At 69.0% G+C, this 17,647-nt stretch carries 20 protein-coding genes and 3 pseudogenes; 12 read left to right on the forward strand and 11 right to left on the reverse strand.

What is annotated here, in order from left to right; translation table 11 throughout:
* Positions 1 to 8 precede the first annotated feature (8 nt).
* Complete coding sequence (locus tag GCE65_RS13355; RefSeq protein ID WP_153878737.1) at positions 9 to 1,133, reverse strand: GuaB3 family IMP dehydrogenase-related protein; 1,125 nt, start codon at positions 1,131 to 1,133, stop codon at positions 9 to 11.
* Between the two features lie 166 nt (positions 1,134 to 1,299).
* The gene (gene guaB / locus GCE65_RS13360; RefSeq protein ID WP_228759960.1) at positions 1,300 to 2,799 is read right to left on the reverse strand and encodes an IMP dehydrogenase; all 1,500 of its coding nucleotides are present in this window, start codon (positions 2,797 to 2,799) and stop codon (positions 1,300 to 1,302) included.
* Positions 2,800 to 2,928: 129 nt separating this feature from the next.
* Between guaB and GCE65_RS13365 the strand changes: the two genes are divergently transcribed.
* Complete coding sequence (locus GCE65_RS13365) at positions 2,929 to 3,609, forward strand: hypothetical protein (protein WP_153878738.1); 681 nt, start codon at positions 2,929 to 2,931, stop codon at positions 3,607 to 3,609.
* A 67-nt stretch (positions 3,610 to 3,676) separates the two neighbouring features.
* On the opposite strand, the gene groES is transcribed toward GCE65_RS13365, so the two are convergent.
* A complete protein-coding gene (gene groES, locus GCE65_RS13370) occupies positions 3,677 to 3,973 on the reverse strand; it encodes a co-chaperone GroES (RefSeq protein WP_153878739.1) in 297 nt (98 codons plus the stop codon).
* A 227-nt stretch (positions 3,974 to 4,200) separates the two neighbouring features.
* Here groES and GCE65_RS13375 point away from each other — a divergent pair, with 227 nt between their 5' ends.
* From GCE65_RS13375 to GCE65_RS13385, 3 genes are read left to right on the forward strand one after another with little or no spacing between them, the layout of a single operon-like run.
* The gene (locus tag GCE65_RS13375) at positions 4,201 to 4,857 is read left to right on the forward strand and encodes a DsbA family protein (protein WP_152909986.1); all 657 of its coding nucleotides are present in this window, start codon (positions 4,201 to 4,203) and stop codon (positions 4,855 to 4,857) included.
* Positions 4,854 to 5,015 carry a hypothetical protein gene (locus tag GCE65_RS13380; RefSeq protein ID WP_153878740.1) on the forward strand — a complete coding sequence of 54 codons (162 nt, stop codon included), beginning with the start codon at positions 4,854 to 4,856 and terminating at the stop codon, positions 5,013 to 5,015. The genes GCE65_RS13375 and GCE65_RS13380 overlap by 4 nt, the downstream gene beginning before the upstream one ends.
* A gap of 4 nt (positions 5,016 to 5,019) precedes the next feature.
* Positions 5,020 to 6,225 (forward strand): SAM-dependent methyltransferase, encoded by a 1,206-nt coding sequence (locus GCE65_RS13385; RefSeq protein ID WP_153878741.1) that lies wholly within the window; start codon positions 5,020 to 5,022, stop codon positions 6,223 to 6,225.
* Between the two features lie 34 nt (positions 6,226 to 6,259).
* Here the strand turns inward: GCE65_RS13385 and GCE65_RS13390 are convergent, their stop codons facing one another.
* From GCE65_RS13390 to GCE65_RS13400, 3 genes are read right to left on the reverse strand one after another with little or no spacing between them, the layout of a single operon-like run.
* Positions 6,260 to 6,529, reverse strand: a complete 270-nt coding sequence (locus GCE65_RS13390; RefSeq protein WP_153878742.1) for a type II toxin-antitoxin system RelE/ParE family toxin — start codon at positions 6,527 to 6,529, stop codon at positions 6,260 to 6,262.
* Between the two features lie 6 nt (positions 6,530 to 6,535).
* Positions 6,536 to 6,814 (reverse strand): type II toxin-antitoxin system Phd/YefM family antitoxin, encoded by a 279-nt coding sequence (locus tag GCE65_RS13395; protein WP_152909984.1) that lies wholly within the window; start codon positions 6,812 to 6,814, stop codon positions 6,536 to 6,538.
* Positions 6,815 to 6,866: 52 nt separating this feature from the next.
* Positions 6,867 to 7,349: a GNAT family N-acetyltransferase gene (locus GCE65_RS13400; RefSeq protein ID WP_153878743.1), complete on the reverse strand. Its 483-nt coding sequence runs from the start codon at positions 7,347 to 7,349 to the stop codon at positions 6,867 to 6,869.
* Between the two features lie 71 nt (positions 7,350 to 7,420).
* On the opposite strand from GCE65_RS13400, the gene GCE65_RS13405 reads away from it, so the two are divergent.
* Positions 7,421 to 8,566 (forward strand): glutamate--cysteine ligase, encoded by a 1,146-nt coding sequence (locus GCE65_RS13405; RefSeq protein ID WP_153878744.1) that lies wholly within the window; start codon positions 7,421 to 7,423, stop codon positions 8,564 to 8,566.
* 63 nt (positions 8,567 to 8,629) lie between these two features.
* On the opposite strand, the gene GCE65_RS13410 is transcribed toward GCE65_RS13405, so the two are convergent.
* From GCE65_RS13410 to GCE65_RS17130, 3 genes are all read right to left on the reverse strand, one after another.
* Complete coding sequence (locus tag GCE65_RS13410; protein WP_153878745.1) at positions 8,630 to 9,121, reverse strand: hypothetical protein; 492 nt, start codon at positions 9,119 to 9,121, stop codon at positions 8,630 to 8,632.
* Positions 9,122 to 9,228: 107 nt separating this feature from the next.
* Positions 9,229 to 9,588: a hypothetical protein gene (locus tag GCE65_RS13415; protein WP_153878746.1), complete on the reverse strand. Its 360-nt coding sequence runs from the start codon at positions 9,586 to 9,588 to the stop codon at positions 9,229 to 9,231.
* Complete coding sequence (locus GCE65_RS17130; protein ID WP_370460129.1) at positions 9,558 to 9,683, reverse strand: hypothetical protein; 126 nt, start codon at positions 9,681 to 9,683, stop codon at positions 9,558 to 9,560. The genes GCE65_RS13415 and GCE65_RS17130 overlap by 31 nt, the downstream gene beginning before the upstream one ends.
* A gap of 264 nt (positions 9,684 to 9,947) precedes the next feature.
* On the opposite strand from GCE65_RS17130, the gene GCE65_RS13420 reads away from it, so the two are divergent.
* Positions 9,948 to 10,376, forward strand: a complete 429-nt coding sequence (locus GCE65_RS13420) for a hypothetical protein (protein WP_153878747.1) — start codon at positions 9,948 to 9,950, stop codon at positions 10,374 to 10,376.
* A gap of 6 nt (positions 10,377 to 10,382) precedes the next feature.
* Here the strand turns inward: GCE65_RS13420 and GCE65_RS13425 are convergent.
* Both GCE65_RS13425 and GCE65_RS13430 read right to left on the reverse strand, forming a co-directional pair.
* Positions 10,383 to 10,988 (reverse strand): annotated as a pseudogene (locus GCE65_RS13425) (ABC transporter ATP-binding protein); the annotation flags it as partial.
* 140 nt (positions 10,989 to 11,128) lie between these two features.
* A complete protein-coding gene (locus tag GCE65_RS13430; protein WP_153878749.1) occupies positions 11,129 to 11,923 on the reverse strand; it encodes an ABC transporter permease in 795 nt (264 codons plus the stop codon).
* Between the two features lie 249 nt (positions 11,924 to 12,172).
* On the opposite strand from GCE65_RS13430, the gene GCE65_RS13435 reads away from it, so the two are divergent.
* The 6 genes and pseudogenes from GCE65_RS13435 to GCE65_RS13460 all read left to right on the forward strand — a co-directional run.
* A complete protein-coding gene (locus tag GCE65_RS13435) occupies positions 12,173 to 12,844 on the forward strand; it encodes a hypothetical protein (protein WP_153878750.1) in 672 nt (223 codons plus the stop codon).
* Between the two features lie 202 nt (positions 12,845 to 13,046).
* Positions 13,047 to 13,817, forward strand: a pseudogene (locus GCE65_RS13440) (ISL3 family transposase); the annotation flags it as partial.
* A gap of 126 nt (positions 13,818 to 13,943) precedes the next feature.
* On the forward strand, positions 13,944 to 15,170 hold the full coding sequence (locus GCE65_RS13445) for a tyrosine-type recombinase/integrase (protein ID WP_153878273.1): 1,227 nt from the start codon (positions 13,944 to 13,946) through the stop codon (positions 15,168 to 15,170).
* Entirely contained in the window at positions 15,167 to 16,123 is a 957-nt protein-coding gene (locus GCE65_RS13450; protein ID WP_153878272.1) for a tyrosine-type recombinase/integrase, read from the forward strand. Before GCE65_RS13445 ends, GCE65_RS13450 begins: the two co-directional genes overlap by 4 nt.
* Complete coding sequence (locus GCE65_RS13455; RefSeq protein WP_153878271.1) at positions 16,120 to 17,106, forward strand: tyrosine-type recombinase/integrase; 987 nt, start codon at positions 16,120 to 16,122, stop codon at positions 17,104 to 17,106. The genes GCE65_RS13450 and GCE65_RS13455 overlap by 4 nt, the downstream gene beginning before the upstream one ends.
* 106 nt (positions 17,107 to 17,212) lie before the next feature.
* Positions 17,213 to 17,596 (forward strand): annotated as a pseudogene (locus tag GCE65_RS13460) (transposase); the annotation flags it as partial.
* Between the last annotated feature and the right edge of the window lie 51 nt (positions 17,597 to 17,647).

The raw sequence follows: 17,647 nt of genomic DNA on the forward strand, positions 1-17,647 counted from the left end.
GCCACGGGTCAGCGGGGCGTGTAGGGGGAGACCACGACCTCGACCCGCTGGAACTCCTTGAGGTCGGAGTAGCCGGTCGTGGCCATCGCGCGGCGCAGCGCCCCGATGAGGTTGACCGTGCCCTGGGCCTGACCGCCGGGACCGAGCAGGATCTGCTCGAGGGTGCCGACCGTGCCCACGTGCACGCGCTCCCCGCGCGGCAGGGTCGGGTGGTGCGCCTCGCTGCCCCAGTGCCAGCCGCGGCCGGGGGCCTCCTCGGCACGGGCGAGCGCCGCCCCGAGCATGACGGCGTCCGCCCCGCACGCGACCGCCTTGACGAGGTCGCCGGAGCGGCCGACGCCGCCGTCGGCGATGATGTGCACGTACCGGCCGCCGGACTCGTCGAGGTAGTCGCGCCGGGCCGCGGCCACATCGGCCACGGCCGAGGCCATCGGGGCGTGGATGCCGAGCGAGAGGCGCGTCGTGTGCGCTGCGCCGCCGCCGAAGCCGACGAGCACGCCCGCCGCGCCGGTGCGCATGAGGTGGAGCGCGGCCGTGTAGGTGGCCGCCCCGCCGACGATCACGGGCACGTCGAGCTCGTAGATGAACCGCTTGAGGTTGAGGGGCTCGGCGTGGGAGGAGACGTGCTCGGCGGACACGGTCGTGCCGCGGATGACGAACAGGTCCACGCCCGCGCTCACCACGGTGCGCCAGTGCTCCTGGGTGCGCTGCGGGCTCAGGGCGCCGGCCACGGTGACGCCGGCCGCACGGATCTCGGAGAGCCGGCTCGTGATGAGCTCGGGGATGATCGGGGCCGCGTACAGCTCCTGCATCCGGGCGGTGGCCGCCTCGGGGGTGAGTTCGGCGATCTCGGCGAGCACGGGCTCGGGATCCTCGTAGCGGGTCCACAGCCCCTCGAGGTCGAGCACGCCGATGCCGCCGAGCTTGCCGAGCGTGATCGCGGTGGCCGGGCTCATGACCGAGTCCATCGGGGCGGCCATGACCGGGATATCCATGTAATAGGCGTCGATCTGCCAGCCGACGGAGACCTCCTCCGGGTCGCGCGTGCGCCGGGAGGGCACCACCGCGATGTCGTCGAAGGAGTAGGCGCGGCGTCCCCGCTTGCCTCGGCCGATCTCGATCTCGTTGCTCACGGGCATCAGGCTACCGGGGATCGGGAATCGTCGAGTCCCGTTGCGCTCGCCTGCGCGCATGTGAGACGACACAGGTCGCCGAGGTCCCGACACGGACCGAACGGTGGCTTAGGCCCCTGATTCGACCGGTCCGGGGGCCAGATCCACCGTTCGACGGCGGCGGCGCCTACCGGCTCGCGTAGTTCGGGGCCTCGGAGATCATCTGCACGTCGTGGGGGTGGGACTCCTTGAGCCCGGCGGCGGTGATCCGCACGAACTTGCCGCGCTCCTGCAGATCCGGGATCGTGCGGGCGCCGACGTAGAACATCGACTGGTGCAGCCCGCCCACGAGCTGGTGCACGACCTGGGAGAGGGAGCCCTTCGCGGCCACACGGCCCTCGATGCCCTCGGTGATGATCTCGTCGTCGTTCAGATCGCCCTGGAAGTAGCGGTCCTTGGAGAAGGAGCGCCGATCCCCGCGGGACTGCATCGCGCCGAGGGAGGCCATGCCGCGGTACTGCTTGAACTGCTTGCCGTTGACGTACACGAGGTCGCCCGGGGACTCGTCGCAGCCGGCGATGAGCCCGCCGACCATGACCGTGCTCGCCCCGGCGACCAGCGCCTTGGCGATGTCACCCGAATACTGGAGTCCGCCGTCCGCAATCACGGGCACCCCGGCCGGGCGGGCGGCGAGGGCGGCCTCGTACACGGCCGTCACCTGCGGCACGCCGACGCCGGCGACCACGCGGGTGGTGCAGATCGAGCCCGGCCCGACGCCGACCTTGACGGCGTCCACGCCCGCGTCGACCATCGCCTGCGAGCCCGCGCGGGTGGCGACGTTTCCGCCGACGACCTGCACGTGCCTCGTGGCCGGGTCGGACTTGAGCCGGCGCACCATGTCGAGCATGAGCCGGGCGTGGCCGTTCGCGGTGTCGACGATGATGACGTCGACCTCCGCCTCGACGAGCGCGCTCACCCGGTCCCAGGCGTCGCCGAAGAAGCCGACGGCGGCCCCGACCATGAGCCGGCCCTCGGAGTCCTTGGTCGCGAGCGGGTACTGCTCGGACTTGACGAAGTCCTTGACCGTGATGAGCCCGCGCAGGGTGCCCGCGTCGTCGACGAGGGGGAGCTTCTCCACCTTGTGCTTGGCGAGGATCGCGGCGGCGTCGTCCTGCTCGATGCCCACGTGGCCCGTGATGAGCGGCATCGCCGTCATCGTCTCGCGCACGGTGAGGCGGGCGTAGTCGCCGCGGGGCACGAACCGCAGGTCGCGGTTGGTGATGATGCCGAGCAGCACGCCCGCGTCGTCGACCACCGGCAGCCCGGAGACCCGGTAGAGGCCGCACAGCTCGTCGAGTTCGGCGAGCGTCGCCTCGGGCCCGACCGTGACCGGGGAGGTGATCATGCCCGACTCGGAGCGCTTGACCACGTCGACCTGGGCGGCCTGATCGGCGATCGGCAGGTTGCGGTGCAGGATACCGATGCCGCCCTGGCGGGCCATCGCAATCGCCATCCGCGACTCGGTCACGGTGTCCATCGCGGCCGACAGCAGCGGCACGGCCACGTCGATCTCGCGGGTGAGGCGGCTCGTGGTGTCCGCCTCGCTCGGGATGACGTCCGTCTCCCCCGGCAGCAGCAGCACGTCGTCGTAGGTCAGTCCAACAAATGCGAAGGGATCGGCAGTCACGTTCGCCAGTGTAACCGTGGGGTCGTCAGCGCCGGGACGACGCCCGCCCGCCTCCCGCTCCCCTGGACCAGTCGGCCCGTTCCCGCCTACCGTGGAGGGCCCATGCACCCCACGTCCTGGAGGCGACCGATGCCCGGACACGATGGTCACCGGACCCCCGAGCAGGCGAGGCGGCGCCGGCAGGTGACGGTGAGCGTCATCGTCGTGGTGCTCGCCGCGGCCGCGGCCGCCTACCTCTCGTTCCAGTCGACCCGATCGCCCCAGTCCGCCTTCGCGTCCTGGACGCCGCAGCCGGAGCCGGTCCTGTCACAGGACGCGCTCGCGGCGGCACACGAGTGCGCGGCCGGGGGCGACCGGGGCGGCGTCACGCCGTCGTCGATCCCGATCGCCGAGCAACGCGGCTCCGTCCTGTTCCTGCTCGTCGAGTACCCCGCTGGCCTCGACCTGTGCCTCGGCCCCGAGGGGGAGGTCCTGGCCGCGGGCGGATTCAGCCGCGACGCGCCGCCGGCCTCCCTCGAGCCCCGGGAGGTCGCCACCCTCGTCCTGCACACCGGCGGCACCGGCGAGGACACCCTGACGACCCTCGTCGGCCGGGTCGGGGAGAAGGTCACCGGGATCGAGATCCATGAGCGCGGCCCGGACCTGGACCCCGACGCCCTCGACGAGCCCCCGGAGACGATCAACGCGACCGTCGAGCACGGCTTCTACGCCGCCTGGTGGCCGGGCGTCACACCCGACGATGCGACGATCGACCTCACCGTGCACATGTCGGACGGCGCCGTCGCCGAGGTGACCGCCTTCTCCCCCTGAGGTCTCCGGCCAACGGCGAAGGACCCCGGCCGAGCGGCCGGGGTCCTTCGTGATGCCGTGGTGCGAGTTACTTCTCGACGACCGCGAGCACGTCGCGCGCCGAGAGGATGAGGTACTCCTCACCCGCGTACTTGACCTCGGTGCCGCCGTACTTGGAGTAGATGACGACGTCGCCGACGGCAACGTCCACCGGGATCCGGTTGCCGTTGTCGTCCACGCGGCCGGGACCGGTCGCGACGACCTCGCCCTCCTGCGGCTTTTCCTTGGCGGTGTCCGGGATAACCAATCCGGACGCAGTGGTCTGCTCGGCCTCGAGCGTCTTGATGACGATCCGGTCTTCGAGCGGCTTGATGGAGACCGACACTGCGGACCTCCCCTTCGCATTCAAGAAACTGAACAGGACAGTAGGGCAACGCCGGATGCGTCACCCGCCGTCGCGGGGGTCGAGCAACGCTGGAGGCGTGACCTGCGTGACTTCTCGCGAAGTCCCACTGCTCAATTTAGACAGTTCTTAGCACTCGGTCAAGGCGAGTGCTAAGACGGTCTCGGAGCGGCCGGAATAGGCGCCCCCGCCCCGAGGTTGACGAGCACATGAGCCACCCCATCACGGTCGACATCTGGTCGGACATCGCCTGCCCCTGGTGCTATATCGGCAAGCGTCGGTTCGAGAAGGCTCTCGCCACGTTCGGCTCGGCCCCCGACGCCCCGACTGTGAACGTGACCTACCACTCCTTCGAGCTCTCCCCGGACACCCCGGTCGACTTCGAGGGCTCCGAGGTCGACTTCCTCGCCGCGCACAAGGGCCTGCCGGCCGCGCAGGTCGAGGAGATGCTCGCCCAGATGACCGAGCTCGCGGCCACCGAGGGTCTCGTGTACGACTTCGCCTCGCTCCGGCACACGAACACGCTGCTCGCCCACGAGCTGCTCCACTTCGCGAAGGAGCACGACCTGCAGGCCGAGTGCACGGAGCGGCTCCTGCGCGCCTATTTCACCGAGGGGCGCCACCTCGGTGAGGCCGCCGAGCTCGCCGACCTCGCCGCCGAGATCGGCCTCGACCGCGCCGAGGCGCTCGCCGCGCTGACCGATCACCGCCACCGCGCCGCCGTGCAGGCCGATATCGCCCAGGCGCGCGCCTTCCGCATCTCCGGCGTGCCGTTCTACGTCATCGACGGCCGCTACGGGGTCTCCGGGGCGCAGCGCCCCGACGTGTTCGTCTCGGCCCTGCGCCAGGCGGCCGAGGAGTCGTGAGCGAGTTCACGATGATCGGCGCCGACGAGGGCGCGGCCTGCGTCGGCGGCGCATGCGCGCTGCCGGGCGAGGCCGCACTCCCTCCCGATGAGAACGGCGAGAAGCCTACGGACGACGCCCGGGCGCCGTCCGTAGGTTCGACCCCCTGGCAGGATTGACCCCGTGGACACCCGCGGACTCGACCTCCTGCTGACCCCGGACGGGTGGGCCTTCCTGGGCGGCCTGCCCCCGTACGACGAGGCGCAGGCGCTCCAGCTCGGCTCGGCGCTGCGCGCCCAGGGGATGGACGCCGACCTCGTGGCGGCCGCCCTGACCCAGTCGCGGCTGCGGGCCAAGGCCGCGGCGAAGTTCGGGGAGTTCGCCGGGTCCATGCTCTTCACCCCCGACGGCCTCGAACAGGCGACGCGGCTGGAGATCGCGGCCCGCCACGCCCGGCGGTTCGCGCGGGCCGAGATGTCCCGGGTGGGCGACCTCGGCTGCGGCATCGGCGGCGACGCGCTCGCGCTGGCGGCGCTGGGGCTCGGGGTGCTCGCGGTCGAGCTGGACGAGCTGACCGCCCGGATCGCCGCGGTCAACCTGCGGCCCTTCCCCGAGGCCCGCGTGCGCCACGGCGACGCGCTCGCCACCGACCTCGACGGGCTCGATGCCGTGTTCATGGATCCGGCCCGGCGCACCCGCCGCGGCACCCGGGTGTTCGACCCGGCCTCCTACTCCCCGAACCTCGACGCCGTGCTCGAGCTGCGCCACCGCCGCCCGCTCGGGGTGAAGGTCGGGCCCGGGGTGCCGTATTCGGCGCTTCCGAGCGAGACCCACGCCGAGTGGATCGGCATCGACGGCTCCGTGGTCGAGGCCGGCCTGTGGTTCGGCCCGCTCGCCGGCGAGGGTTCGGGGCGCAGCGCGCTCGTGCTGGGGACCGATGCGCAGGGCCGGCGCACGAGCCACCACCTGACGTGGCGCGGCGACGCCGACGCACCCGCGGCCACGGCCCCGACCGGCCCGCTGGGGCATTACCTGTACGAGCCGGACGGCGCGGTCATCCGCTCCGGGCTGCTCAGCCTCGTGTGCTCCGAGCTCGACGGCCGGCTCGTGGACCCCTCGATCGCCTACATCACGACCGATCACGCCGCGGCCTCCCCGTTCGCGACCGGCTACCGGGTGCTCGACTCGTTCGGATTCGGGCTCAAGCGACTGCGCGCCTACCTGCGCGAGCGCGGCGTGGGCCGGCTGACGATCAAGAAGCGCGGCACCGCGGTCACGCCGGAGGCCCTGCGCCCGCAGCTCCAGCTCAAGGGGCCCGGCGAGGCGACGATCGTGCTCACCCGCGTGGCCGGGGCGCAGAGCGTGCTCGTGGTCGAGCCGCTGACGTGAGCGGCCGGCTGATCATTCGGACGCGGGCGGTGAGTTACCGCGGGCGGTAGACGTGGGCTCGGTGATCGATTCTGTGCACGAGCACCTCGGGCGGTTCGGAATCACGGATCTCGTACAGGACGCGGTAGTCCCCCCGCCGAGCGCTATGCAACCCGGCGAACTCACGTCGCAACTCCTTGCCGACTCGGCGCGGATTCTCGGCGAGCGGACCATAGATGAAGGTGAGTACAGCATCGATGTAGCGTGGCGAGATTCGTTCGATGTCGCGCACAGCCGCCGAGGTCAGGCGGACCTCACACGACATCCGGGCTCACCCGCGAGCGGGCCGGCCGAGCCGAGCGCGTACGTCGGTCTCGGAAAATGTCTGACCGGCCTCGTCTTCGCTGCGCCCGCGCGCGACATCGTCGGCGACGCCGGCCCGAGAGAGCCAGAACAAGGTCTCCTGGATGGCGTCCCATTCGTCTGCAGAGACCATCACCGCTGCCGGGGAACCATTCCTCGTGATCATCACGCGCTCGTGTGTCGTGACAGCCTGCTCGACCAGGTCGTTGAGCCGGGCCTTGGCCGCACTGATCGACATCGTCTCCATGACACGAGTGTAGGTCTGCTTCAAGATCTTGGCCAGACCTGAATAGAGGTGTTCAGCGGATCATCCGTAGCAGGGCGATTTCGCCCCACTCGGGGGCGGCCCGGTGGGCCTGCACCGAATCGTCGATCCGGAAGCCGTGCTTGGTGTAGAAGCGCTGGGCACGGAGGTTGAAGCCGGCGGCCCAGGTGAGGCAGGGGGCATCCCCGATCGAGATCTCGAGCAGGTTGTCGGCCGTGCCGGCGCCGTACTCGCTCGCGAGCACGTACAGCTTCGCCAGTTCGAGCGGACGCACGTGCCCGGGCCCGGCGGCGACGGCGCGTGCGAGGCCGACGGGGGCGCCGTCCCGATGCGCGATCCAGATGCCGCGGGGGTCGACGAGCGCCTCCCGCCAGGCCGCGAGCCCCTCCCGTTCCTGCCGCTCGAACACCTCCGGCGACAGCTGCTCGGAGAACGCCTCGCGCCAGCAGGCGAGATGGAGTGCGTGCAGGTCGTCCGCATCGCCGGCGTGGGCGGCCCGGATCCGCGCAGCAGTCATGCCCCCAGGGTAGAGGAGACGGCGACCGCGCGGATTCGCGCCCTGCCCGCCCGCGGTGCCACGATGGACCCGTGGCCATCCCGTTCGCCCCCTCGGACCGTTCCACCCTCGGCGTGGAATGGGAGCTCGCGCTCGTCGACGTCGACTCCGGCGACCTGCGCCAGGTCGCCCAGACGATCCTCGACGCCGTCTCCCCCGACGGCTCCCAGCATCCGACGATCCGCCAGGAGCTCATGGTCAACACGGTCGAGGTGGTCTCGCGGGTGTGCCGCAGCACGGGCGAGGCGATGGCCGACCTGCAGGCCTCGATCCGGCAGGTGGAGGAGCTCGGCGCCCCGCTGCGGGTGGAGCTCATGTGCGCGGGCACGCACCCGTTCGCGCACTGGGGATCGCAGAAGGTGACGAACAAGTCCCGCTACGCCACCCTGATCGACCGCACCCAGTTCTGGGGCCGGCAGATGCTCATCTACGGGGTGCACGTGCACGTGGGGATCGAATCGCGGGAGAAGGTGTTCCCGATCCTCGGGGCGCTGCTCACCTACTACCCGCACCTGCTCGCCCTGTCGGCGAGCTCCCCCTACTGGGACGGGCGCGACACCGGCTACGCCTCGAACCGGGCCCTGCTCTTCCAGCAGCTGCCCACCGCCGGGCTGCCCTACACCGAGGTGGACTCCTGGGAGAAGTTCGAGCGCTACGTCGGCGACATGCTCCACACCGGCGTGATCGAGGAGGTGGACGAGGTGCGCTGGGACATCCGCCCCTCCCCCACCTTCGGCACGATCGAGCTGCGCATCTTCGACGGGATCACCAACGCCGGCGAACTCGCAGCGGTCGTGGCCCTGACCCACTGCCTCGTGGAGTGGCTCTCCCGCCGGCTCGACGCCGGGGAGGAGCTGCCGCGGATCTCCTCCTGGTTCCTCGCCGAGAACAAGTGGCGGGCCGCCCGCTACGGGCTCGAGGCGATCATCATCCTCGACGAGGACGGCAACGAAGAGCTCGTGACCGACGCCGTGCGCCGCCTCGTGGAGCAGCTCGCGCCCGTCGCCGAGGACCTGGGCTGCGCCGACGAGCTCGCCGGGGTGCTCGAGATTCTGGACGGCGGCGCCTCCTACCAGCGTCAGCGCGCCGTGGCCGCGGCGCACGGCGGCGCGCTCGACGCGGTGGTCGCGCACGCGGTCGCCGAGTTCAGGGCGGGCCGGGCGCTGCCGGTCCGGTAGCTGCGAATCGGCACAGCCCGCGCACTTCCCAATGCCAATCCATCGGCGAGCCACGTGCCGAGATCAAGCGTGTTCGATGAGATCGAGCCAGTCGTTGAGCTGGTCGACGGCGTCAGCAAGGGAGACCGTCCGTCCGGCGGATTCGGCGGCGCTGAGAAAGCTCGTGCCCCAGTGCGAATGGGCGACGCTTCGGGCGGGCCACCTGCGGGGTGTCACTCCGACCGTAGTGGCTTCCACCGCTCGCGCCGTGAAGACGTCCTCGACAGCCGCGCGCACGTCACCGAGGGTTGGGTGCTGCGTGGATTCGATCAGGTCGCGCAGGAGTATGAGGTCGACGACGTCACGGGCGCGGTCGTTGACGAGCGTGGGTGGATCGTGCGGGTCGGTGCAGGCGTGGATCTTCTGCGCGATCTGGTAGGTCATCGACAGGCTTGCGATGTGGTCCGGGTTCGGCAGGCCGAGCCCTGCCAATGACGGAGCCGGAATGTTCTCCGCGACTGCTCCCGCCCTTCCCTCATCGGGGGAGATTTCGACCTGCACGCGCCGCCAGGTCACACCGTTGAGAGTGACGATGACGTCGAAGCGGCAGGGAGAATCGTGCGGATGCGGGCGCCTTGCTCTTCGGCGTCAGGTCATTCAGCGCATCCGCAAGGTTCCTGGGATTACGTTCGCCCATCACACGCCTCCAGTTCCGCAGTCAGCTCTTCACGCCTCACAGTCGGCAGGATGCTCGTACGCCCGGCACGATCGAGCGCCTGCCGGATCAAGTAGGTCGGAACACCTGAGGCGATCCCCTGTGCAATCGCCGTCGGCACGGTGACGATGCGGATGCCCTGCCACCAAGTCACCTGCTGCGGCGCAAGGTCTTCGTAGTGGATCACGTAAGACTCTCCCCCGGCGCGGCGCAGACGCCTCTTCCGGGCGACCGAGACGTGAATGCGGTCGGGGTTGATGTCGGTGAAGCCCCACGCTTCCAGCGCCGTGTCGTGACTCAGGCACGCCTCCGAGGCCCCCGTCCACATGACGGCGGCCGGTACTGGTCATATTCGGTCTCGGGAACCTGCGGCACTCTGTAGACGCCGTGCGCTGCACGTTCGATCCTGCCACGAGCGACCATGGTGGACAGCTCCGCATGCGAGACCCCCTCGTCCAGCGCTTAGGCGGTTGCGATGAAGCCGTGCTGGTCGAGCGCGACCTCGCGCAACCGCTCCAGCTTCGTCACTACAGGCATGTCAATACCTTATCAAATCGCGAAGGTATTGACATGTCGACATGTGGCAGTGCGTACGGGTCGGTCCACCTCGGGTTCAGTCGTACGAAGTGACCGCACCTGCTCCCCCTCTCCACCTCCTCCCCATTCTGGGACGGGCCCGACACCGGCATGATCGAGGAGGTGGACGAGGTGCGCTGGGCCATCCGCCCCTCGCCCATGTTCCACGCGATCGAACTGTGCAACGTCGACGGGATCATCGACGCCTGCGAGGGGCCGCCGCGGATCTCCTCCTGGCTCCTCGCCGAGAACAAGTGGCGGCCCCCCCGGTACGGGCTCGAGGCGATCATCATCCTCGACGAGGACGGCAACGAGGAGCTCGTGACCGGCGCCGTGCGTCGCCTCGTGGAGCAGCTCGCGCCCGTCGCCGAGGATCTCGGCTGCGCCGACGAGCTCGCCGGGGTGCTCGAGATTCTGGACGGCGGCGCCTCCTACCAGCGTCAGCGCGCCGTGGCCGCGGCGCACGGCGGCCCGCTCGACGCGGTGGTCGCGCATGCGGGCGCCGAGTTCAGGGCGGGCCGGGCACTGCCGGTGCCATGAGATCCGTTATTTTGCGACATGGCTCTCGACCGTGTACTGCTCCAGCACCTCGTCGATCGGGCCGTCGGCCCGCAGCCGGCCCTCGCGCAGGTACAGCCCGCGCTCGCAGAAGCGCTTGAGGTCGCCGTCGGAGTGGGACACGAGGAAGAGCGTGCGCCCCCCGGCGAGCAGTTCCTCGATCCTGTTGTGGCATTTCTTCCGGAAGGCCTTGTCGCCCACGGCGAGCACCTCGTCGACCAGCAGGATCGGGTCCTCCAGCCGGGAGATCACCGCGAAGGCGAGGCGCACCTTCATCCCGGAGGAGTAGTGCCGGAACGGCGTGTCGAGGAAGTCCGCCATCTCGGAGAACTCCACGATCTCCTCGAACCGGTCGTCCACGAGATCCTTCGGCATGCCGTGGAGGCCGGCGGCGAGGTAGATGTTCTCCCGCCCGGTCAGGTCGGGGGCGAAGCCGCCGGTGATCTCGATGAGCGGGGCCACGCCCTGGCGCACCCGCACCTCGCCCTCGTCCGGGAGCATGACGCCGGCCACGATCTTGAGCAGGGTGGACTTGCCCTGGCCGTTGCGGCCGATCACCCCGATCGCCTCGCCCGGGCGCACGTCGAAGCTCACGTCGCGCAGGGCCCAGAACGAGTCCGAGGTCACGCCCGCGTTGCGTTTGAAGATCAGTTCGCGCAGCCCCACGTTGCGCCGGCCGCGGGAGAACTCCACGCCGACGTTCTCGATCGAGATCACCGGGTCACTGGTCACCATCAGATCTCCTTGAGCACGGCGCGTTCCATGCGCCCGAACGTGATCCAGCCGACCACGAGGGTGAGCACGCTGATCGCCCCGGCGATCGCGATGACGTCGAGGTGGGTCTGTTCGGGGAAGAACCCGGCCCGGTAGGCCTCCATGATGCCGGTGACCGGGTTGAGCTTGTAGATCACCTTGAGGAATTCGGGCATGCCGGTGCCGAGCACGTCGTTGATGCTGTAGATGATCGGCGAGGCGTAGAACAGCGCCCGGGTGGCGATCCGGATGAGCGGTTCGAGGTCGCGGAAGAGCATCATGATCGGCGAGAGCAGGAAGCCGAGCCCGAGCAGCAGCACGAGCTGGATGAGCAGGCCGAGCAGCACGAACGGAACGTGCGCGTTGAACTGCGGCGGGTAGAAGATCAGGAAGATGACGAACACGGGTATCGAGAAGAGGAACTCGATCCCCTTCCCCCCGACCGATCGCAGCACCCAGATCTGCCTGGGCAGGGCGGTCGAGGCCACGAGCCGCCGTTGCGAGCGCAGCGCCTTGGCCCCCTCGGTCAGGCCGGAGGTGAACCACATCCACGGCAGCAGCGCGGCCATGAGGAAGATGATGTAGGGGTCGCCGCCGACGTTACGGCCCATAATCTTCTCGAACACGAACCAGTAGATGACGCCCATCATGAGCGGTTCGAGCACCGACCACACGTACCCGAGCATCGACTCGGCGTAGCGCACCTTGAGGTCGCGGCGGATCAGCACCCACAGGATCCCCCTAGTACCCCACAGGTCGCGGATCACCCGGCCCATGGCCACCTCACAGCCCCCCTTCCACGACTACGCATAGGGGGCCATGATGGCAGGGACGAAGCCTGGGCGTGCACGAATCGCGAATAGAGCCCCGATCCAGAGCCGCGAGCACCATGCACCATGGCGTGTGCTGGCATTTTCTGCTGGACCTCGATGCACCCGCGACGACGAGCCGACGCTACGCACTCTAAAACCGAAAGAGCCGCAAAACGTTACACTCCCCAAGCAGAAGTCTGCTAGCTTGGCGTGATGCAGGCGGAACGGTCCACCTGCCCAATCTTCGAAGGGGAAATGATGAGAGTCTCCGCATTGCTCGCAGTTGTCGCACTCAGCGCTTCCGCACCTGCGAGCCTGACAAGTCCAGACACTATTGGCTATTCGCAGGTTGGCGTCGATGAGGCTACCCAGGTCATCTACAGCTCCGAGCCAACGCCCATTCCACTCCTGGGTGTCAACATGGACGAAGGTGTCGATGGCGCTACGGGTGGGGATGTCCAGGTTGCCAACTTCGAGATGTCAGCGTCTCCTGTGATTCCTGCAAACGGTGAAACGATCAAGGTGATCTATGCGGATGCAGAAACGACCTACATCGGTGTCACGGCGTCCTGCACCCACAGCATCACTGCGACTAGGCCGACGAAGAGTGGCGGCCACGCCACATCGACTTCTACGGTCACGACGAGCAGTGGATGCTCCTCGGCCGTATCCGTTGCCGGGCAGATCGCAGTCAAAGCACTCTTCGGCATCTGGTCCGTGCGCAATCAGTTAACCGGCACCGTCTACCCCGGTGGGGGCTGGTCCGCCGTCGTTGCCGCCAAATGCAATGGAAATGGCCAGGATCAATGGAAGGGCCGGACGGTCGTCGGTCAATCGACAGCATCGGCAGACTCTGCCGCCGCTACCCTTCCCTGCGGTCGCTGAGATCTCAGCCTGTTGTGACCTCAAGTCTGCGCGATTGTGATCATGGTGCGACACTATGCCCCCTGAGATGACTGGCGGCCTACCGGTTTTGTGACTCTTCACAGTTGAGGGTGTAGGGGCCGTGGGCGAGTCGCTCGTCGGGTAGGGGTCGAGGTCCTCCGATGATGGAAGTTCTCACACTGCCCATCAGGAAGACCTCGACGTGCCCGACGCTACCTTCACTCGCCCCGATCTGACCACGTTCGCCCTGCTGGACGGCCTCGGCCTGGAGGTCGTCGGCCAGCGACTCTAGCCGGGCCGGGCGGTGCTCGCCTGCCGGGTCGTGGCACCGGATCAGTGGTGCCGGCGGTGTGGCTGCGAGGGATCGGCTCGTGACACGCTCGTGCGGCGGCTGGCGCACGTTCCACTGGGGTGGCGCCCGACCACGCTGGAGGTCACCGTTCGCCGGTACCGGTGCAGCGGGTGCGGGCACGTGTGGCGTCAGGACACCAGCGCCGCGGCCGAACCACGCGCGAGACTCTCCCGCGGCGCGCTGCGGTGGGCCCTGGAGGCGATCGTGTGTCAGCACCTGACCGTGGCCCGCGTCGCCGAGGGCCTGGCGGTCTCGTGGAACACCGCCAACGACGCGATCCTGGCCGAGGGCCAGCGCGTGTTGATCAGTGACCCCCGCCGGTTCGACGGGGTTCGGGTCCTGGGCGTGGATGAACACGTCTGGCGCCACACCCACCGCGGTGACAAGTACGTGACCGTCATCATCGACCTGACCCCGGTCCGGGCCGGCACCGGGCCCGCCCGGCTACTGGACATGGTCGAAGGCCGCTCCAAGGCGGCGTTCAAGACCTGGCTCGCCGATCGTCCCGAGTCCTGGCGGGCAGGCCTGGAGGTGGTGGCGATGGATGGGTTCAGCGGCTTCAAGACGGCCGCGGCCGAGGAGGTGCCCGGCGCTGTGGCCGTCATGGATCCGTTTTATGTCGATGTCCTGGTTATGCCGATGTCGGTGCGTGGGGGCTGCTGCTGCCTGGGTGCGGTGGTGGGCACGTCGGCATAATTCGTGTGGTGCGGGAGCCTGGTTCCTTCCCTGATTGGAAGGAGCAGATTCATGCATTCAACTCCAGATCCGTCTCACGTTCGGTTCATCGGCCCGTTGTCGCCGCATGCGTTGGCGCTGGTGGCGGAACTGACGCGACTTGGTTACACGGCGACGTCGGCAACGGCTGTGATGCTGCTCGCGGCACACCTGTCGCGGTGGTTGGACTCCCAGGACCTCGAGCTGGGGGAGTTGACCGGCCCAGTCATTGAGCAGTTCCTCGCGGCTCGCCGTGCCGCGTACACGAGTCAGTACTCGTTGCGGGCGCTAGGTCCGGTGCTTGGTTATCTGCGCCGTGAGGGGCTGGTGCCGGACCCGGCGCCGGCGCCGGTGCCCTCGTCTCCGGCCGAGGCGCTGCTGGCTCGCTATCGGCGGTATCTGCTCGAGGATCGCGGATTGAGTAATCCAGTCGCTGAGGCGTACGCGCATTGGGTCGCCCCGTTCGTCCAGGCCATGGTCGGCACAGAATCTGTTGCGGGGCTTGCCGGGTTGACTGCCAGCGACGTGACCGGGTTCTTGACCGCGCGTCTGCCGTCGATGACGCGGAAGACGGCGCAGATGACGGCGTGCGCGCTGCGCTCGTTCCTTCGTTTCCTGCACGATCAGCAGATCCTCCCGGTCTTGCTCGCTGACGCGGTCCCGGCGGTCGCGCACCGCAGACTGTCCGGTCTACCCGAGCCGTTGACCCAGGAACAGGTTGCCGCACTGCTGCATGCCTGTGACCGGTCTACCGCGGTGGGGCGACGCGACTTCGCGGTGATCACCGTGCTGCATCGGCTGGGCCTGCGCTGCGGCGAGCTCGCCGGGCTGGGGCTGGATGACGTGGACTGGCAGGCTGGCGTCCTCACCATTCACGGCAAGGGAGACCGGACCGACCGGCTACCGCTACCCGTCGATGTCGGCAAAGCGGTCGTGGACTACCTTCGCGATGGCCGCCCGGATACCGCGGCGCGGACCGTGTTCGTGAAGGCCGTCGCGCCACATACACCGCTGGCGTACTCGGGACTGAGCTGCATCGTTGCCCGGGCGGCCAAACGCGCCGGGCTGGGCACGATCCACGCGCATCGGTTGCGTCACACCGCGGCCAGCCAGACCCTCAACGCGGGAGCGAGCCTGGAGGAGGTTTCGCATCTGCTGCGGCATGCGAGCCCGGCGACCACGGCGATCTACGCGAAGACCGATCAGACCCGGCTAGCCGGCCTGGCGCGCCCGTGGCCGACTGGGGGGAGCGTGTCATGAACACCGTGCTGGAGGACCTCCCGAGGCTGATCGGCGACTATCTGCGGGTGCGACGCGCGCTGGGATACAAGCTGGACGGCGTCGAGCACACCCTGAATCACTTCGTCGCCTACCTGCACGTCCGTGGCGCGCGCACGGTGACGATCGAGCATGCCGTCGGCTTCGCGACGGCACCCCCGGCGCGCACGCCGCGCACCCAGGCGCTGCGGTTATCGGCGATCCGCTGCTTCGCCCGCTGGGCGCACTGCCAGAACCCGGACATCGAGGTCCCGCCGGCCAGGCTCCTGCCGGCGCGACCCACCCGGGTCGCACCGTTCATCTATACCGCTGCGCAGGTCCAGGCGATGCTGGACGCTGCCGGGACGCTGACACCGGAACTGCGCGCAGCGACCTACCAGACGCTGATCGGACTGATGGCCGCGACCGGGATCCGCACCGGGGAAGCGATCGCGTTGGACATCGCGAGCTTCGATCAGCGCGGGCGCACCCTCACAGTGGTCGGGAAATACGGCAAGGTCCGCATGCTCCCGTTGCACCCGACGGTCGCCGCGGCGCTGACCGCCTACCTGCAGCAGCGGGATCGGCTGCTCCCAGCGTCGACGTGCACCGCGCTGCTGATCTCCACCGTGGGCACCCGGCTTCATCCCTCCGGTGTACACCCGACCTTCCGGAAGCTCACCGACAAGGCCGGGTTGGGCCCGGTGTCGTCGTCGTGCCGTCCACGGCTGCACGATTTACGCCACACGTTCGCGGTGAACACCATGCTCGACGCCTACCGCGCCGGCGCCGATCCCGCCGCAGTCCTGCCGGTGCTGGCGACCTGGCTGGGACACACGGAACCCCGGGACACGTACTGGTATCTCACCGGCACCACCGAACTGCTCGCCACCGCGACCGAGCGGCTCGATGCCTCAGCGGCTCCCTCCGGTCGCGACCGAGGGGACCGATCATGACCCGGCTCGCCCCGATCCTGCAGGCGTTCTTCACGACGCGGCTGTCGGCTCAGTATGGTGCCAGCGCCCACACCATCGCCGCGTACCGCGACTGCTGGCGACTGCTGCTGCGTTACGCCGCCATGGCCACCGGCACAGCACCGGCGGCGCTGGAACTGTCGCAGCTGGACCACGACCTGATCACCGGGTTCCTCGCGCACCTCGAATCCGAGCGCGGCAACACGGTCAGCACCCGCAACGCGCGGCTCGCCGCGGTGCACTCACTGTTCACCTACGCCGCGTATCAGTATCCTGAGCACGCCGACACGATCAGCCGGGTCCTGGCGATCCCCGCGAAACGAGCCAGGCGCACCGAGATCACCTACCTCACCCCTCCCGAGGTCGCCGCCCTACTGGACGCGCCGGACCGTTCCACCCCGGCCGGACGCCGCGACCACGCGCTGATCCAGGTCGCGGTCACCACCGGGATGCGAGTCTCCGAGCTCACAGCGCTGAGGGCCGGCGATGTTCACCTCGGCACCGGCGCGCACGTCGTCTGCCACGGGAAGGGCCGGAAGGACCGGATCACGCCACTTGACCGTCAGACAGTCCGGAGCCTGCGGCCCTTCACCGCCGGGGCCAGCACCGACACATTCGTGTTCCCCGCTCGTGAGGGGACGAGGATGAGCCGTGACGCCGTTGCCGCTCGGCTAGCACTGCACACCGCCACCGCGACCAGTACCTGCCCGAGCCTGACCGGTAAGAACGTCACCGCGCACGTCCTGCGGCACACTGCCGCCATGCGGCTGCTGGCTGCGGGGATCGACAGCAGCGTCATCGCTCTCTGGCTCGGTCACGAGAGCATCGAAACCACGCAGATCTACCTGCACGCGAACATGAAGACCAAGGAGGACGCTCTCGCCAGAACCAGACCTACCGGCACCAAACCAGGACGCTACACCGTCACAGACGACGAGCTGCTGGCCTTCCTTCAAGGACTCTGATTATGCCGACATGCCCACCACCGCACCCAGGCAGCAGCAGCCCCCACGCACCGACATCGACATAACCAGGACATCGACATAAAAGGGATTATGCCGACGTCGGCATAATCCGTTCCACGTCGTCCGTCTAGCCGGTGACGCCCTCGATGAGGCCCGTCGCCGGGTACAGCAGGACACCTGTGGGCACCGTGGCCGCACCGGCGACCCGCTCTATGGCGCCCGCCGCACCCTGCACACCGGCGCCGACCTGCTCACCCAGAAGCAGACCCGCCGCATCGAGGCCCTCTTCGCCGACGAGGCTCACATCGAGGTCGAGGCGACCTGGGGCGTCTACCAGCGCATGGTCGCCGCCTACCGCGACCCCGACAGGACACGAGGGCGGCAGATGATGTCCGGCCTGATCGACTCCCTGGCCCACGGCGTTCCCGCCGCCCTGAGCGAACTACGCAGACTCGGCCGCACCCTGACACGCCGCGCCGGCGACGTAGTAGTGCCCCTTAGAGTGGTGTAGCGCGGTCGCCCAGCTCGTCCCGGTCGTGGA

Origin of the sequence: Pseudactinotalea sp. HY158, from assembly GCF_009660225.1 — a bacterium.
Lineage (GTDB): Bacteria > Actinomycetota > Actinomycetes > Actinomycetales > Beutenbergiaceae > HY158.

Bases quoted from the DNA above. Each gene is read 5' to 3' on its own strand.
- GCE65_RS13365 (WP_153878738.1), top strand. From the start codon at position 2,929: ATGCCCGGACACGATGGTCACCGGACCCCCGAGCAGGCGAGGCGGCGC.
- GCE65_RS13375 (WP_152909986.1), top strand. From the start codon at position 4,201: ATGAGCCACCCCATCACGGTCGACATCTGGTCGGACATCGCCTGCCCC.
- GCE65_RS13390 (WP_153878742.1), bottom strand. From the start codon at position 6,529: ATGTCGTGTGAGGTCCGCCTGACCTCGGCGGCTGTGCGCGACATCGAA.
- GCE65_RS13395 (WP_152909984.1), bottom strand. From the start codon at position 6,814: ATGGAGACGATGTCGATCAGTGCGGCCAAGGCCCGGCTCAACGACCTG.
- GCE65_RS13400 (WP_153878743.1), bottom strand. From the start codon at position 7,349: ATGACTGCTGCGCGGATCCGGGCCGCCCACGCCGGCGATGCGGACGAC.
- GCE65_RS13415 (WP_153878746.1), bottom strand. From the start codon at position 9,588: ATGTGGACGGGGGCCTCGGAGGCGTGCCTGAGTCACGACACGGCGCTG.
- GCE65_RS17130 (WP_370460129.1), bottom strand. From the start codon at position 9,683: ATGGTCGCTCGTGGCAGGATCGAACGTGCAGCGCACGGCGTCTACAGA.
- GCE65_RS13420 (WP_153878747.1), top strand. From the start codon at position 9,948: ATGATCGAGGAGGTGGACGAGGTGCGCTGGGCCATCCGCCCCTCGCCC.
- GCE65_RS13430 (WP_153878749.1), bottom strand. From the start codon at position 11,923: ATGGGCCGGGTGATCCGCGACCTGTGGGGTACTAGGGGGATCCTGTGG.
- GCE65_RS13435 (WP_153878750.1), top strand. From the start codon at position 12,173: ATGCAGGCGGAACGGTCCACCTGCCCAATCTTCGAAGGGGAAATGATG.
- GCE65_RS13445 (WP_153878273.1), top strand. From the start codon at position 13,944: ATGCATTCAACTCCAGATCCGTCTCACGTTCGGTTCATCGGCCCGTTG.
- GCE65_RS13450 (WP_153878272.1), top strand. From the start codon at position 15,167: ATGAACACCGTGCTGGAGGACCTCCCGAGGCTGATCGGCGACTATCTG.
- GCE65_RS13455 (WP_153878271.1), top strand. From the start codon at position 16,120: ATGACCCGGCTCGCCCCGATCCTGCAGGCGTTCTTCACGACGCGGCTG.